Origin of the sequence: Edaphovirga cremea (genome assembly GCF_003332275.1) — a bacterium.
Lineage (GTDB): Bacteria > Pseudomonadota > Gammaproteobacteria > Enterobacterales > Enterobacteriaceae > Edaphovirga > Edaphovirga cremea.
The window spans coordinates 26213-42190 of the sequence record NZ_QOVA01000029.1; the positions used below are offsets into that span (position 1 = coordinate 26213).

The 15978-nt window shown below is 51.9% G+C and carries 13 protein-coding genes and 2 pseudogenes; 10 read left to right on the plus strand and 5 right to left on the minus strand.

Going from position 1 to position 15978, the window contains the following annotated elements; genetic code table 11:
* Positions 1-158 precede the first annotated feature (158 nt).
* Complete coding sequence (locus DRI82_RS21580) at positions 159-710, plus strand: shikimate kinase (protein ID WP_114195966.1); 552 nt, start codon at positions 159-161, stop codon at positions 708-710.
* A 50-nt stretch (positions 711-760) separates the two neighbouring features.
* On the opposite strand, the gene DRI82_RS21585 is transcribed toward DRI82_RS21580, so the two are convergent.
* Together DRI82_RS21585 and rhtA are read right to left on the minus strand one after the other, a co-directional pair.
* A complete protein-coding gene (locus tag DRI82_RS21585; protein ID WP_114195967.1) occupies positions 761-1255 on the minus strand; it encodes a GNAT family N-acetyltransferase in 495 nt (164 codons plus the stop codon).
* A gap of 30 nt (positions 1256-1285) precedes the next feature.
* The gene (gene rhtA, locus DRI82_RS21590) at positions 1286-2203 is read right to left on the minus strand and encodes a threonine/homoserine exporter RhtA (RefSeq protein WP_114195968.1); all 918 of its coding nucleotides are present in this window, start codon (positions 2201-2203) and stop codon (positions 1286-1288) included.
* A gap of 386 nt (positions 2204-2589) precedes the next feature.
* Between rhtA and ompX the strand changes: the two genes are divergently transcribed.
* A complete protein-coding gene (ompX, locus tag DRI82_RS21595; RefSeq protein WP_114195969.1) occupies positions 2590-3108 on the plus strand; it encodes an outer membrane protein OmpX in 519 nt (172 codons plus the stop codon).
* A gap of 172 nt (positions 3109-3280) precedes the next feature.
* Here the strand turns inward: ompX and DRI82_RS21600 are convergent, their stop codons facing one another.
* Positions 3281-3898 (minus strand): DUF5666 domain-containing protein, encoded by a 618-nt coding sequence (locus tag DRI82_RS21600; protein WP_114195970.1) that lies wholly within the window; start codon positions 3896-3898, stop codon positions 3281-3283.
* Between the two features lie 271 nt (positions 3899-4169).
* Here DRI82_RS21600 and DRI82_RS21605 point away from each other — a divergent pair, with 271 nt between their 5' ends.
* On the plus strand, positions 4170-5258 hold the full coding sequence (locus tag DRI82_RS21605) for an endonuclease/exonuclease/phosphatase family protein (protein ID WP_114195971.1): 1089 nt from the start codon (positions 4170-4172) through the stop codon (positions 5256-5258).
* Positions 5259-5393: 135 nt separating this feature from the next.
* Here DRI82_RS21605 and DRI82_RS21610 read toward each other — a convergent pair whose 3' ends face one another.
* Positions 5394-7433: a choline transporter gene (locus DRI82_RS21610; protein WP_114195972.1), complete on the minus strand. Its 2040-nt coding sequence runs from the start codon at positions 7431-7433 to the stop codon at positions 5394-5396.
* A 397-nt stretch (positions 7434-7830) separates the two neighbouring features.
* Here DRI82_RS21610 and betI point away from each other — a divergent pair, with 397 nt between their 5' ends.
* The 5 genes from betI (at position 7831) to DRI82_RS21635 (ending at position 13200) form a co-directional block, all read left to right on the plus strand.
* Positions 7831-8439 carry a transcriptional regulator BetI gene (betI, locus tag DRI82_RS21615; protein ID WP_114195973.1) on the plus strand — a complete coding sequence of 203 codons (609 nt, stop codon included), beginning with the start codon at positions 7831-7833 and terminating at the stop codon, positions 8437-8439.
* A gap of 20 nt (positions 8440-8459) precedes the next feature.
* Positions 8460-9953, plus strand: coding sequence for a betaine-aldehyde dehydrogenase (betB, locus tag DRI82_RS21620; protein WP_114195974.1), 1494 nt, complete (start codon positions 8460-8462; stop codon positions 9951-9953).
* Between the two features lie 23 nt (positions 9954-9976).
* Positions 9977-11662 carry a choline dehydrogenase gene (betA, locus tag DRI82_RS21625; RefSeq protein ID WP_114195975.1) on the plus strand — a complete coding sequence of 562 codons (1686 nt, stop codon included), beginning with the start codon at positions 9977-9979 and terminating at the stop codon, positions 11660-11662.
* Between the two features lie 87 nt (positions 11663-11749).
* Positions 11750-12256, plus strand: coding sequence for a GNAT family N-acetyltransferase (locus DRI82_RS21630; protein WP_114195976.1), 507 nt, complete (start codon positions 11750-11752; stop codon positions 12254-12256).
* A 77-nt stretch (positions 12257-12333) separates the two neighbouring features.
* Complete coding sequence (locus DRI82_RS21635; protein ID WP_114195977.1) at positions 12334-13200, plus strand: RHS repeat-associated core domain-containing protein; 867 nt, start codon at positions 12334-12336, stop codon at positions 13198-13200.
* Positions 13201-13298: 98 nt separating this feature from the next.
* Here DRI82_RS21635 and DRI82_RS21640 read toward each other — a convergent pair whose 3' ends face one another.
* A complete protein-coding gene (locus tag DRI82_RS21640) occupies positions 13299-14381 on the minus strand; it encodes a LacI family DNA-binding transcriptional regulator (protein ID WP_114195978.1) in 1083 nt (360 codons plus the stop codon).
* A 960-nt stretch (positions 14382-15341) separates the two neighbouring features.
* On the opposite strand from DRI82_RS21640, the pseudogene DRI82_RS24825 reads away from it, so the two are divergent.
* Positions 15342-15638: pseudogene (locus DRI82_RS24825) on the plus strand (hypothetical protein); the annotation flags it as partial.
* A 3-nt stretch (positions 15639-15641) separates the two neighbouring features.
* Positions 15642-15978 (plus strand): annotated as a pseudogene (locus DRI82_RS24455) (autotransporter outer membrane beta-barrel domain-containing protein); the annotation flags it as partial.

The window sequence follows — 15978 nt, forward strand, 5'->3', positions numbered from 1 at the left end:
TTGAGCCTAATGTGATAGCCGGACTGATCGCATTGAGCAAGTGAAGAATAGTAACGATCGTCGCATTTCTGTGATTAAACCATGAAAACAGTATGAATTTGTACGGTTGAGCCGCTAAAATATGTGCCCATTTTTTGGACGGCGAGCCGGGACAGACGATGAAAATTAATGTGATAGGCACCAGCGGCAGCGGTAAAAGCACCTTGGCCAGGCGTTTGGCGCAGGCACTGGCGATCCCTTACATTGAAATGGATAAAATCTACTGGCGCAAAGACTGGACGTTCACCCCCAAAGAAGAATTTGTGCAGCAGGTGGCGCAGGCGTTGGAAATACCCGACTGGGTGCTGGACGGCAACTATAAACGCACCCAGGAAATGAAATGGCGGGACGTTGATTGGGTGGTGTGGGTCGATTACGGTTTTTGTCGCACGCTGTGGCAAGCCGTGCGCCGTGCGACAACTCGCCTCTGGCGTCATCAGGAGCTCTGGCCCGACACCGGCAACTACGAAACATTGCAACGTTTGCTTTTTAGTCGCGAGTCGATCGTTTTATGGACGATAAAAACCTATCGACCGAACCGCGACAAATATCTGCGCATGATGGCGGATCCGCGCAACTCGCATATTCGCTTTATTCACCTGCGCTGTCCGGCAGATACCGAGCGTTTTGTTGCGTCGGTGGCGAATCACACCGTCAACCCTGGCTCTTGATTTGCCCGCTGAACAGTACCGCATCCAGCCGATCGATTCTTGCCGCGCAGTTATTGCAAAAACCGGTGCATAATCAATGCGTCAACCAGTCCTGCTTCGCGGTGCTGGTAGGCTTTGGGGACGGTACCAATTACGCTGAATCCCAGTTTTTTCCACAGGGCGATGGCTCGCGTATTGGTACTGACCACAAAATTGAACTGTATCGCGGTAAAGCCCAACGCCCGCGCCTGCTGCAAACAGTGTTCACCCAGCAAGCGGCCCAGCCCGGCACCGCGCTGGGCGGCATCCACCATGAACGAGGCATTCGCGACGTGCGATCCCAGATCGCGCTGGTTGGCGACCAGTTTGTACATCCCCACGATCCTTTCATCTGACCCTGTCGTCAGCGCGACGTAACAGCGCACGCCGGGGGCGAACCAATAGGCAAACGCATCTTCACGGGAGGTATCCGGGGCAAAAACGTAGGTGTCTGCCCCGGCGATTACATGCTGAAACAGGGGCCACATTTGATCGAAGTCAGTGGGCGTAGCGATGCGAATTTGCATGATGGCTCCTTACGGTGAATAAGCGGGGATTTACTTTTTAACGTGCTGATGACGTGGTTTGGTATCCACATCCTGAATGTTTGGCTTGGGTTTTATGGTCATTGTCGCGCCCATCGAGGCGCTGATGATAGCAGCCAACGCCAGCCATTGCGTCAGCGTCAGGTGTTCATTCAGAAAGATCATGCCGGATAGCGCCGCCATGGCCGGTTCAATGCTCATCAAGGTGCCGAAAGTGCGGGTAGGGAGGCGGGTCAGCGCCACCATTTCCAGCGAATAGGGCAATGCACTGGAAAGCACGGCGACGGCCAGCGCCAGAGGCAATAGCGACGGGCTGAAAATCGCCAGCCCGGATTGCATGATCCCAATCGGGCAAAATATCAGCGCGCCAACCAGCGAACCCAATGCCACCGTTCCGTGGCCATTATTGCTGCCCGCCTTCTGACCGGCAATAATATATACCGCCCAACAGGCGCCGGCCCCTAGCGCAAAGAGCGCCCCGGATACATCAATACTGCCGATATTCTCGCCGAGCGGTAACAGGAAGTACAAACCAAGCACCGCCAGCGTCACCCATAAGAAATCAATCGGGCGCCGAGAGGAAAGCATCGAGACGGCCAACGGCCCGGTGAACTCCAGCGCGACCGCAATACCCAGCGGCACGGTACGGATGGACATATAAAACAGATAGTTCATGCTGCCCAGCGCCAGTCCATAGACCAGCAGCGGCAGGCGGTTGCCTGGGCTCAGGCGCATTCGCCACGGTTTGAAAATGGCAAAAAGAATCAATGTCCCCAGACCGAGACGCAGTGCGGTAATGCCCGGTGCGCCGACCAATGGGAACAGCAACTTGGCCAGAGAGGCGCCACCCTGAATCGAGATCATCGCTATCACCAGAAGCGTGACGGGTAATAGCGGAGACGGGGAGGTAGATTTCAACAACGTGGACATCCCTTTAGCCTTTTCTTACAGACACTAACGCGGATACCGCCCGGTCGTGCTGTAGCGAACATGAAAAATGACAGTGTAAAGGAATTGCTTACTGAGTTGTGGGATTTACGTAAACATTTTTTTAACAGTTCAACAGGAGGAACTCGTTGTAATCGATGGTTTTTTAGACAATCTTGTAAGAATCATCCGCATTCGGTAAAAAGTTCCATAAAAAACGAGGATAAAGAAAATCCGAAAAAGTGCTTTTTTTTAAGAAGATACACCGTGCTAGAAACCTCCTGTTACACGATAGGATCGTTTAGACATCTTATAAGAGGGAGAGTTTCCCCCTATTTTTTGTTATATTTATGTCGTGAAGGTAATTAATTTTCTCATTTGAGGTGGGTATGAAAAAAATTGCATGTCTTTCAGCTTTAGCTTGCGTATTAGCTATCGGCGCAACCAGCGCATTTGCAGGTCAGAGTACGGTTACCGGTGGTTACGCGCAGGGTGATGCGCAAGGCGTTATCAACAAAGCCAAAGGTTTCAACTTAAAATACCGCTATGAATTCGACAACAGCAATCCACTGGGTGTAATCGGTTCTTTCACCTACATTACTCGAAACGAAAATAGCAATGGCGAATACATCAAGGGCCAGTACTACGGTATCACCGCAGGTCCTGCTTACCGTCTGAATGACTGGGCAAGCATCTATGGTGTTGTTGGTTTCGGTACAGGTCAATTCGACTTCCGTGACAACGACAACAGCACCAAGAACCGCAACAGCGATGTGGGCGTTTCTTACGGTGCGGGTCTGCAGTTCAATCCAATGGAAAACGTGGCGCTTGACGTTTCCTACGAACAAAGCCGTATCCGCAGCGTGGATGTCGGTACCTGGATCGCAGGTGTAGGTTACCGTTTCTAAGGCCCCTGGCCTGATAACGTAATCTCAGCAAAACGGCCCTTTTCGGGCCGTTTTCTATTATCCTCAAAGCAATACATTCTCAAAGCCATGCATTCTCAAAGCCAGGCATTCTCAAAGCAGTCTACAACGAAGTATTGTTTTCCTCCGTTATCCCGCTCCTGCACAGTGACAGTTACATCGGTGGGATGGTGCCATCTTTACCGGCAGAGACGCCACGGGCGATCAGATTACCCTGGGTATCTTTCTGTGCGGACACAATGACATGGACGCCCGGCTTCAGCAGGCTGCGATCGCTGGGATAGATCGTCACGATCGGGACATTGTCAGGAACCACCACCGTCTTCTCTTTATCACCATATTTCAGGGTGAGGGTTCGTCCCTGGGTATTGACCAATTTCCCGACGGTGCCGTTGGTCATGGTATTCATGCTGCCATCGGCTGATTCAAACGGCCTGAAACCTTCGCCGCTGCCGCGCAGGCTCGGGGCAAAAACGTGCACCTCCAGCGCCTTCAGCGTGCCGTCAGATTGGGGGACAGCGGCTGTGCCGATAAAACTGTCGGTTTTGATATCCTCAATTTTACCTTTCACGACGCCATTGACGCGGGTTTTGTCGGTGAGTTGTACGCTGATTTTTTCACCTTTGCGATCGGTGATTTGCATTGACGTCTCGTTGACCGAATCGATGGTTCCACGCAGCGGGGCGACCGCATTTTCCTCTGCTTTGACGAGGCCGCTGCACAGCAGCAACGAGCCGAGCAACAGGCTGGCCAGTTTCGGGACTGAATTCATCTTTATCTCCTGCTTGAACGAGGGCGGGCACGGAGAGAACCATTTCGCTCCATGGCGGATTAAGCGTGGCCTAAAAATCGCCAAGGGGTTCGATGAAGCGCCAACAATTTTGTCATCAAAGGTTTCTACCGGAAATGTCTGAGCGGCAGTCAAATAAGGGAAATGGCCTATACTCTTGCCAACACCAGAAATCAGGCGCATCAGCCAATAACTATTTTGTTATTAACCAGCCGTTAATAACGACCAGACTTTTTAGGGATTTACTTTATAGATGGATTATTTGCGTAGCACGTTCGTTATTTTAACCGTGATTATGACCATTCTGACGCTATTGCCCTTTTGGCGGAATCAGGCGTGGTGGGTGCGAGTCTGGGATTTTCCCCGCTTACAGATGGCGACGCTGTCGCTGCTGTTTTTCCTGACAGAAATGGCACTGATGCCATTCGGTGGCCCGGCGGCGCAAATCGTTATTGTCCTTTCCATGGCCTGCGCGATTTACCACGCCCTGTGGATTTTGCCTTACACGCGTTTGTACCCAAAACAGGTGCGGGCGTCGCGCCTGAACAATCTGCCGACGCTTAAAATCGTGACGGCCAATGTGCTGATGACCAACCAGCAAAGCGATAAACTGTTGGCGCTCGTTGAACAACATCAGCCCGATATTCTGGTGACACTGGAGACCGATCTCTGGTGGCAGGCGCAGCTCAATGTATTGGAAAACGACTATCAGCACACCCTGAAATGCCCGCAGGACAATCTGTATGGCATGCACGTCTATTCCCGTCTGCCCATGCAGGACCCGCTGATCCAGTGTGTGGTGGCCGAGGGTATTCCATCGATGCATTTTCGCGTCACGCTGGACTCGGGTGATGAGGTGGTTTTGCATTGCCTGCACCCGATGCCGCCGAGTCCGACGGAGGACGACGAGTCAACCAATCGTGATGGCGAGCTCGTCGCTGTCGGGCACACTGCGGCGAGGGCGAGTTTTCCGACTGTCGTCACGGGCGATCTGAATGACGTGGCGTGGTCACGCACCACCCGCTTGTTTATGAAGATCAGCGGACTGCTCGATCCGCGCCGTGGCCGTGGAATGTTCAATACATTTCATGCCACTTTTCACTTCCTGCGCTGGCCGCTGGATCACGTTTTCCACAGTAAAGACTTCACGCTGCGCGATCTGCAACGCCTGCCGGAAATAGGCTCCGATCACTTCCCGATATTGGTCGAGTTGGCGCTGAATCCGCGCGTAGGCAAGGGGCAGCGGGGACTGGAGATTGAACCGGGAGATCAGTTTGAAGCGCGGGAAAAAATGAACAATGCGGGCGTCAAAAGCCGTCATGTGCATACTGCGGAAAATTAGCGTTGCGATGCGGGGTTTGCAAACGGAAAAATAAAAAAAGCACCCACAAAACCGCAATGTGGGTGCCCTGTCCCTAATTCAGTGTGGCTGCCATCGGGCGAGATTCATAAGCACTATAACGCCATAGATCTGCGGTTACTGATCGGGGAAAATCAGCGTATTTCCCGGTGCTTCGCTTTGAATATGCAGGAAGTTCAGGTGACGCTCATACTGGTCAAGAATGTCATTGATGATCTGCTCTTTGCTGTAATCCATCAAATCATTGCCCTGTGTGCCCTCAAGCAGGTAGGTTTCGAGACGGTAATAGTGCGATTTGCCCGAGCGTGCGCGATAGGTGAATGCCGGAACGGAATAGCGATGCGGCCAGATCTGGTAAACGAAGTTCTGTTCATCGCCCAGACGCACCAGCAGTTCCAGATGATTCAGCCGCTCGTCATCTTTCGGTGGCAGTTCGTTGAATTGCACTTTGGCGCCGCGCAGCGCCAACTCCCGTGCCACCTCCTGCATGGCTGGGCGACACACGGTATCGAGCATTTTCATTGTGTAGGTCGTGCCAGGGTAATTCATTACCCGCGACAAACGTTGCTTCCAGTTCAGCACTTCATCGCCAGACACTGGCGTAGGGGCGGGCGTTTGCTGTGAACTGGCTTTGCGGTAATCCTCAACTTTCAATGATTTGTACAATCCTGCCATGACGAAGAAAATCACAAAGCTGAACGGCAGCCCCATAATCACCGTCGCGTTTTGCAGGGCGGTGACACCGTCGGTCATCAGCATGCCCAGCGTCAGTAAGCCAATCGTCACCGACCAGAAGATGCGCAGCCAGGTAGGGGAATCATTATTGATATCGGCCAGACGGGAGGTGAAATTCCCCAGCACCAGCGAACCAGAATCCGCCGATGTGACGTAAAACAGCAGGCCGGTGATGGTCGCAACAGAGGCGCTCAGGGTAAATCCGGGATACTGCGCCAACAGGCTATAGAAACCGCGTTCCGGGAACTCCATCACTTCGTTGGCAAACGCGATGTTGCCATGAATGATCTGGTACAGCGCGCTATTGCCGAAAATCGACAGCCAGAGCAGGGTAAAGACGAAAGGAATAATCAGCGTGCCAACCACAAATTGACGGATTGTACGGCCACGAGAAATACGCGCCAGGAACAGACCAACAAACGGCGACCACGCCACCCACCACGCCCAGAAGAACAGCGTCCAGCTATTCATCCACTGGGTCGGGCGATCGAAGGCGAAACTGTTGAGCGTCATGCCCATAAAGCGATTGACGTAGTCACCCACGTTGAGCACCAGTGCATTGAGCAGGAACTCGGTGTCTCCCCAAAACAGCAGGAACAGGATCAATCCCAGCGCCAGCAAAACGTTAAGTTCCGAGAGAATACGGATGCCTTTGTTGACACCCGACGTCACGGACACCGTTGCCATAATGACCGACAGCAGAATGAGCGCAGCCTGCACCGTCAGGTTTTCCGGGATATGGAACAGGACTTTCAGGCCGTAGTTAAGCTGTACCACACCGATCCCCAGCGTGGTGGCGATGCCGAAAATAGTCCCGACGACCGCCGCGATATCCACGCTATGGCCGATGGGGCCGTAGATTTTTTTGCCAAAGATCGGGTAGAGCGCCGAGCGGATGGTCAAGGGCAGGTTATAGCGATAACTGAAGTAACCGAGCGCAATTCCCATTAACGCATACATCGACCAGCCGGTCAGCCCGTAGTGGAACAGGGTCCAGACCATCGCCTGTCGCGCGGCTTCCAGCGTCTGTCCCTGACCTTCAGGTGGCATCATATATTGCGTTACTGGCTCAGCCACCGAAAAGAACATCAGGTCGATGCCGATCCCCGCAGCGAACAGCATCGCTGCCCAACTCATCAGGCTGAATTCCGGTTTCGATTGCTCTGGCCCGAGCTTGATTGAGCCATAACGCGACGTCGCGATGTAAATCACAAAGACGATATACAGCGTGGCCGCCAGCAGGTAGTACCAGCCAAACGTCGCTGATACCCAATTGAGCGCCACGCCGATCCCTTTATTGGAGAGATCGGTATAAAAAATAGTCATGAGACAGAACGCGAGAATCAACCCCGCGGACGTAAAGAACACCACTGGATTTAACGTATCTTTTTGCGGTTTTGTGTCGATGTCTGAAGCTGCCATCGTTTCCCCTGCACAAGTTTAAAAGGGCACTTGATGGTTAAGCGCGCCTTAGCGCATATCAAGATAAAAAAGCCGATCACAGGAGATCCGCTGAGTACACTTGCCAGCAAATGCGTATGAAAAAAACACCGATCCAAACTGTTTCGTAGCAAGATCCGTGGATTAACGCCTGAATATCAACAACATCCAATCAAATCCCATACAAATCGTTAACGTGTCGGTAATGAAATATATTCATTTTTAATTGAACGTTCAATCAAAAAAAAGTTTAATGGAGTCAGTAGCAGGCCAAACGGTCGTCAAAAAAACCGTTGTTGATGTCAAAAAGCCGTCGTTGATCGCCAGGAAAAATCTTGCTGACGGCATTCATTGATTGAATTTATAGGAGTCGAGATCCGTGCCCAAGGTAGGAATGCAGCCGATCAGACGGCAGCAATTAATCGAGGCGACGCTGGCCGCCGTGAACGAAGTGGGGATGCACGACGCCTCCATTTCGCAGATTGCGCGTCGTGCGGGGGTCTCCAACGGTATCATCAGTCACTACTTCCGTGACAAGAATGGCCTGCTGGAAGCCACCATGCGCTATTTAATCAACCACCTTGGTGAATCGGTCAGGCAGCGCTTGCGGGCACAGACCGAAAACGCCCCACGGGCACGATTGCGCGCTATCGCTGAAGGTAATTTCGACGATAGCCAGACCAACAGTGCGGCGATGAAAACCTGGCTGGCGTTTTGGGCGAGCAGCATGCACAGCCCGCAACTTCATCGGTTGCAGCAGGTGAATAGTCGCCGACTCTATTCAAATTTATGCGCTGAGTTCAGGCGCTGTCTACCGCGTGAGAAAGCGCGGCTCGCCGCCAAAGGTATGGCCGGTCTGATCGATGGATTGTGGTTGCGCAGTGCGTTGAGCGGGGAACGTTTCAACCGCCAGGAAGCACTACTGATTACCCATCAATACATTGAGGATCAATTGGCCAGCGAGCATCAACCGAATGGCGTCCAGTAGTAAAAAAGACAGGAGAGACCATGTCTATCAATAAGTTACAAAATTTGCGCTACGGCATGCAAAAGCTTTATATCAACGGGGCTTATGTCGACAGCGCCCGTGGCAATACCTTCGATGCCGTGAATCCCGCCAATGGTGAAGTCATTGCGCAAATCCAGGCGGCCTGCGCGGAGGATGTGGACAAGGCGGTTGCTGCCGCAGAGCAAGGTCAGAAAGTGTGGGCGGCAATGACGGCAATGGAGCGTTCGCGCATTCTGCGTCGTGCCGTGGATATTCTGCGTGACCGTAACGATGAACTGGCGGCGATTGAAACCGCAGACACCGGCAAACCCCTGTCCGAAACGCTGGCGGTGGACATCGTGACCGGTGCCGACGTGCTGGAATATTATGCGGGCCTGATCCCGGCCATTGAAGGGCAGCAGATCCCATTGCGCGACAGTTCATTTGTTTACACCCGCCGTGAGCCGCTGGGCGTGGTCGCCGGTATCGGTGCCTGGAACTATCCGATTCAGATCGCGCTGTGGAAATCTGCCCCGGCACTGGCGGCGGGCAACGCCATGATCTTCAAACCGAGTGAAGTGACCTCCCTGACGGCGCTGAAGCTGGCGGAAATTTACACCGAGGCCGGCGTGCCAGACGGCGTGTTCAACGTACTGACCGGCAGCGGTATTGGCGTCGGACAGATGCTTACCGAGCATCCGGGAATTGCGAAGATCTCTTTCACCGGGGGCGTTGCCAGCGGCAAAAAAGTCATGGCTAACGCCGCCGGATCGACGCTGAAAGACGTCACGATGGAATTGGGGGGGAAATCGCCGCTGATCATTTTCGCCGATGCCGATCTCGATAAAGCGGCCGACATCGCCATGATGGCGAATTTCTACAGTTCGGGGCAGGTCTGCACCAACGGTACGCGGGTGTTTGTCCCTGAAGCGTTGCTGGCGGTGTTTGAGCAGAAGATCGTTGAGCGCGTCAACCGTATCCGCATTGGCGACCCGAGCGACATCAACGTCAATTTTGGCCCGCTGGTCAGTTTCCAGCACCGCGATTGCGTGATGCGTTATATCGACACCGGGAAAAGTCAGGGCGCAACGCTGCTGACGGGCGGCGATTGTCTGACCGAAGGCGCTCTGGCGCACGGCGCTTACGTTGCACCAACCGTATTCACCCAGTGCCGTGATGATATGCAAATTGTCCGTGAAGAGATCTTCGGGCCGGTGATGAGTATTCTCACCTATAAGACGGAAGAGGAAGTCATTCGGCGCGCCAATAATACCGAGTACGGTTTGGCGGCAGGGGTGGTTACGCAGGATTTGAACCGTGCGCATCGGGTAATCCATCAGCTACAAGCGGGTATCTGCTGGATCAATACCTGGGGCGAATCGGCGGCGGAAATGCCCGTCGGTGGCTATAAACATTCTGGCGTAGGTCGTGAAAATGGCCTCAGCACGCTGGAACATTACACGCAGATTAAATCAGTACAGGTTGAGTTGGGTAGCTTCAGCTCTGTTTTTTAATTCCAAACAGGAGGAGATATCCATTGGATTACGATTACATCATCATCGGTGCCGGTTCGGCAGGTAACGTGCTGGCAACCCGTTTGACGGAAGATACCGACGTAAAAGTCTTGTTGCTTGAGGCTGGTGGCCCGGATTACCGTCTGGATTTCCGTACGCAAATGCCCGCAGCGCTGGCGTTTCCACTGCAAGGCAAGCGCTACAACTGGGCGTATGAAACCGATCCTGAGCCGCATATGAATAACCGCCGCATGGAGTGCGGGCGCGGCAAAGGGCTGGGCGGTTCGTCCCTGATTAACGGTATGTGCTACATCCGCGGCAATGCGATGGATTTTGACAACTGGGCCAGCGCGCCGGGGCTGGAGGAGTGGAGTTACCTGCACTGCCTGCCGTACTTTCGCAAAGCGGAAACCCGCGATATCGGTGCCAATGATTTCCACGGTGGTGACGGGCCGGTCAGCGTGACCACACCCAAAAATGGCAACAATCCGCTGTTTCATGCGATGGTCGACGCCGGTGTACAGGCGGGTTATCCGCGAACCGACGATCTGAATGGTTATCAGCAGGAAGGTTTCGGTCCGATGGATCGCACCGTGACCCCAAAAGGGCGTCGCGCCAGCACGGCACGCGGTTATCTCGATCAGGCGCGTTCACGCAACAATCTGACCATTGTGACCCATGCGCTGACCGACCGGATCCTGTTCGACGGAAAACGCGCGGTTGGCGTCAGCTACTTCAAGGGCGATGAATACACCAGCAAGACGGCCCATGCACGCCGTGAAGTTTTGCTGTGCGGCGGTGCGATCGCCTCGCCGCAAATCTTGCAGCGCTCGGGCGTAGGCCCGGCAGAATTGCTGGCCCGTCTGGATATTCCGCTGGTGCACGATCTGCCCGGCGTCGGGGAGAACCTGCAGGATCACCTTGAGATGTATCTGCAATACAGCTGCAAGGAGCCGGTCTCGCTTTATCCGGCGTTGCAGTGGTTCAATCAGCCGAAAATTGGCGCCGAATGGCTGTTCAACGGTACCGGCGTCGGCGCCAGTAATCAGTTCGAGGCGGGCGGGTTTATCCGTAGTCGCGAAGAGTTTGCCTGGCCGAATATTCAGTACCATTTCCTGCCGGTCGCCATCAACTATAACGGCAGCAACGCGGTGAAAGAGCATGGTTTTCAGGCGCATGTCGGTTCGATGCGCTCCCCGAGCCGTGGCCGGGTGCAGGTGAAATCGAAAGATCCGCGCCAGCATCCCAGCATTCTGTTCAACTATATGTCGAGCGAACAGGACTGGCATGAGTTTCGCGATGCGATTCGCATCACCCGCGAGATTATGGCGCAGCCTGCGCTGGACAAATACCGTGGTCGTGAGATTAGCCCCGGCGTTGATGTCCAAAGCGATGACCAACTGGATGCATTCATTCGGGAACATGCCGAGACGGCGTTCCATCCATCATGCTCATGTAAAATGGGTGAGGATGAGATGGCCGTGGTTGACGGCCAGGGACGGGTGCATGGCCTGCAAGGGTTACGGGTGGTCGATGCGTCAATCATGCCGCAAATCATTACCGGGAATCTCAACGCCACGACCATTATGATTGCAGAGAAAATCGCCGATCGTATCCGTGACCGTCAACCATTGGCAAAAAGCAGCGCCGCGTATTTCGTTGCGGGTGATGCGCCGGTGCGGAAATCGCCAGAGAAGAAAATCGCGTAATATTGCTGCCCCAAGGCATAATCATAAGAGATAATCATTCCCGGTTATCTCTTTTTTGTCTGGTATTCATTGAACCCAGGAGCGGGTATGCAACTGATTTGGCAGGATCTCCATCATTCACAACTGAGTGCGGCCCAACTTTATGCGATTCTGGCGCTGCGATGTGAGGTCTTTGTTGTCGAGCAACACTGCCCGTATCAGGATGTCGACGGTCTGGATTTGGTTGGCGGAAATCGCCATGTGATCGCCTGGCAAGACGGCAAGCTATTGGCCTATTTACGTATACTTGAAAATAGACGTATTCTTGAAAATAGAAGTATTCTTGAAAACAGTCGCATTTTGGAACGTGGCGATGCTGTCGGCGAGGTGGCGATCGGTCGGGTGATTATTGCCCCTGAGGCGCGCGGTTTGAAACTCGGCTACACGCTGATGGAAAAGGCATTGCTGGCGTGCGACGCGCATTGGCCGCAGGCTGGCATCGTACTTTCCGCGCAGGCGCATCTGCAAAAGTTCTATGCCAGTTTTGGCTTCGTTACCACTTCAGAGGTTTACGACGAAGACGGTATCCCGCATATCGATATGCGGCGCGTTTAATTGTAGTCAATCTTTCTCTGTTGAAATAAATCCACGGGCATACAAAAGAGGCATAACGTGGGCAAAAAAAACGCCGCATGAATAATCATTCTATTCCATCTTTTAATAATATATCGGAACGATGGAAACAGGTGAGGATGATGTCAAAAATAAGTATAGGTTACACTGGTCAGCGTATTTCAGCTGTGACGGGAAATTATTTGTTGGGTAACGGCTACCGGGGGTTTAATCCTGTCCTGAAACGTTTTGCGAGTCAGGACAGTCTGAGCCCGTTTAGTATCGGCGGGGCAAATGGTTTTGCCTACGTTGAAGGCGATCCCATTAATTTCCGTGATCCAACAGGGCACGGAATTAAGTGGTTGTTGGCACTGTTTGGAGTTGGGGCGGGAAGAAAAGCTGCCAAAAAGACAGCGAAAGTGGCGACAGTCACTGCTACAAACGTAATGGACGCAGAAGTGATACCCACTATTGGCGCCGATGTGATCAGATCGGTGCCAACAGTCGCGACAGAGGGAGTGTCGGGCCTTGGATCTGAGCAAGATGCCATTTTGAGAGAAATAGACGAGAACCTGGCCGCAGGCACCCTTCCAGAGGAAGGTAGTCTTATTCACGATCCGGAAGTGTTTAAAAAAATAGGCACCCGCGAAAAACAATTCAAAATCTATCAGAATAGAGAAGTTGCACAACGAGTTTATGACAATGTCGCAAGAACTCACAGTAACCCCTTGCCCTCTGGAAAGGTAAATATGCAGGTTGGTGCGCTGTCAAAATATTACTCTGAGTCAGAGATAGAAAATGTGATTGCCTCCTCTACAGAGGGACACAAACGGGTACTGCAAGTGGGTCAGAATGAAACGATGATAACGGCAGCCGCCTACGGCAATATTATAGATGACACGTCAGCTGTCACAAATGCCGCCAATAGAATCAGAAGACCGCTTTAGCGTTCTTTCAAGGTCAATTTGTCGGCTGTGCGTTAGTGGTGATAATGACGGACAACTATCATAATCAGGTAGGGAGTTACCATGATTTTGAGTAGGAATTACTGCAATAAACGCTGTGCGATGCGCTTGAGTTCTGCGGCAAGCTTATGGGTTTCGATCTGTTGGGTGGAATGGCATGCAGCGGTTGAATGGCGAATCACTAGATGCGTCGGTAGAATCAAGGAGAGATTCTCGTCCGTTGGCCCATCGCTCAGGCGTTTGACCAGTCTTTCAATGGCTTCTTTCCCCAACAGACTGAAATCCTGTGAGACCGTCGTCAGCGCAGGGAAGAAGAATTCGCTGTCTTGCGTATCGTCGTAGCCAATAACCGATACCTGCTGAGGAATCAATATTCCCTGCTGATGCAATGCGCTGAGTACGCCCAATGCCATTTGATCGTTGCCCACCAAAATAGCGCTGAAGGGCGGGCAGGTACGGATTATTTCCTGCGTACATTGATAACCGCTCGCCGAACTCCAATCGCCCACAACGCTACCCACCGGGGTAAGCCCCTGTTTTTCCAATGCGCTAATCCAACTCTGCTGGCGCATGCGGGCTGACACCGAGCTCAGCGGCCCATTGAGCAACACAAAATCCCGATGCCCCAGGCTCACCAGATAATCGACGCTGGCAGTCGACGCATCCTGTGGATTGAAGATGATCTGGAAGACGCTGGAATCTGGCTCGACATCGAGGAACAGGCACGGGGTGCTTTCATTGCTGCTGTTCAATGCACAGGCATCTGCTGTCTCAAGCGGAGCGTTGATGATGATGCCATCGACCCGCTGCGCCTTCAGTTCGTTGATAGCCTGTTGAATATCAGCACGTTGGGTTCCACCAATAATGGCGATCACCACATGATAATTCAGCGGTTCAGCATGCGCCTTGATGGCAGAAGCGATTTGCGAGGGCGCGTGAAACGAAAGGGAAGTGGTAACCAGACCGACCGTGAAAGTTTGCTTTCCTGCCAACTGCTGCGCCATACGGTTCGGTACATAGTCCAGCATAGCGATAGCAAGCTCGACGCGCTCCCGCGTTTCGTCCGAGACGTGCGTGGAGTTATGGAGCACGCGAGAGACGGTCTGGTATGACACGCCGGCATGGCGGGCAACGTCATTCAGGGTGGCTGACTTCGGTTTCATCCGGCATTTTCCTCAGAGATCACTGGGATATAGCCTATCAGTAAAGCGACTCACTGTTAACGCGTCTGCCGTAATCAATTCAGTTGTGAGACGCACACTCTTCTCGGTCCGGTTGGGTTATTTGTTCTTTTTGGCGATTGATCAGATAGCTCAAACCGGATTGAGTCCCTTTAAATTATCTACTATTAAGCTGAGCTACCCGATTATATAATTTTTGAAAACAGTCGGAGGGAGCCCCAGCGTACCGCTCAGTGGTACTGAAAACTCACTATAAAAACTTCATGGTAAACAACCACACCAGTAAGTTGATGGTGATTAAGAATAAACCGAAGCAACCTCTTTGAATTATATGGCGTTCTCTAATTTTCTATGTGATTTGGAAAATTTTCCATTGAAAATAAAGTTGATGTCGTTATTATAGGCTAAAGCAATATGTTTATATTACCAATGTATGCATACAAAGATTTGATGATATATCAGTCGTATGTACACAGTTATCATTTGAGGAGATAATAGGAATCTTCTTAGCGCAATTCGTTGATAACTAAATTGTTGTAAAAATTAATAACATGTTGCATTTATGCTTAATGATATAAGCATTTATGTTGATAAAATGGATGGTGACAAAATTAATAGAGATATTCTGATGAACGGAAAATCATTGGAAAAAACATCTAGAGTAAAGTTTTGTCATTGCGAAGGATTGTATGATAGACATGAGAAAGCCCCTAAACCGTTTCGCTTTACACCTCGTATTCGCCCTTCCTCCCATTCTGAACTATAAGAATAAATTACTATTCTTTTATCAAAATAAATGTTACGCGATGATTATTCATGTTTTTTCATTGCTGGCTATTATTTGGGATAGTTTTTTAAATATCCCCATTTTAATATTTCATAAACATTATCATTACAATAATTACTAAATTTTTACTAATTTAAAACCAGGTAAAATCATTTATGAAAATATATTCATTAGCCCTGATAGTAGGTCCACTAAACCTGTTATTAGCCCCCGCTGTCTATGCGTTTGAGACGATTAATAATGGCCAGATCGTCACTGTTCCAGGAACACAAAATTCTCCGTGGACGACTACTGGCATGTCGGTGGGTGAGACTAACGCGGGCACGTTGCTGATCCAGGACGGTGGGAGTGTAACATCCACGGATGCCTCTTACATTGGCAGGCTCACCAATGCGACGGGCCTTGTCGAGGTGTCCGATGTTGGTTCACAGTGGAATATTAGCAGCAATCTAACTATGGGCTACTACGCCACTGGCACACTCAACATTAGCGCGGGCGGCGTGGTGAGCAATACCTCGGCTTATATGGGCCGCGAAGACGGGGCGACAGGCGTTGTTAACGTGTCCGGTGCCGGGTCGCTATGGAGTAATGAGAGCCTCAATATTGGCTTCTATGGTGATGGCACGCTCAACATTAACGACGGCGGCAAGGTTACCAACACAGGACTTGGCATTCTCGGCAACTACGTTGGGTCGACGGGTACCGTCAATGTGTCGACTGGTGGTTTGTGGGATATAACCCAGAGCCTCTTTGTTGGCCGCGCCGGTATTGGCACGCTCACCATTAGCGAGG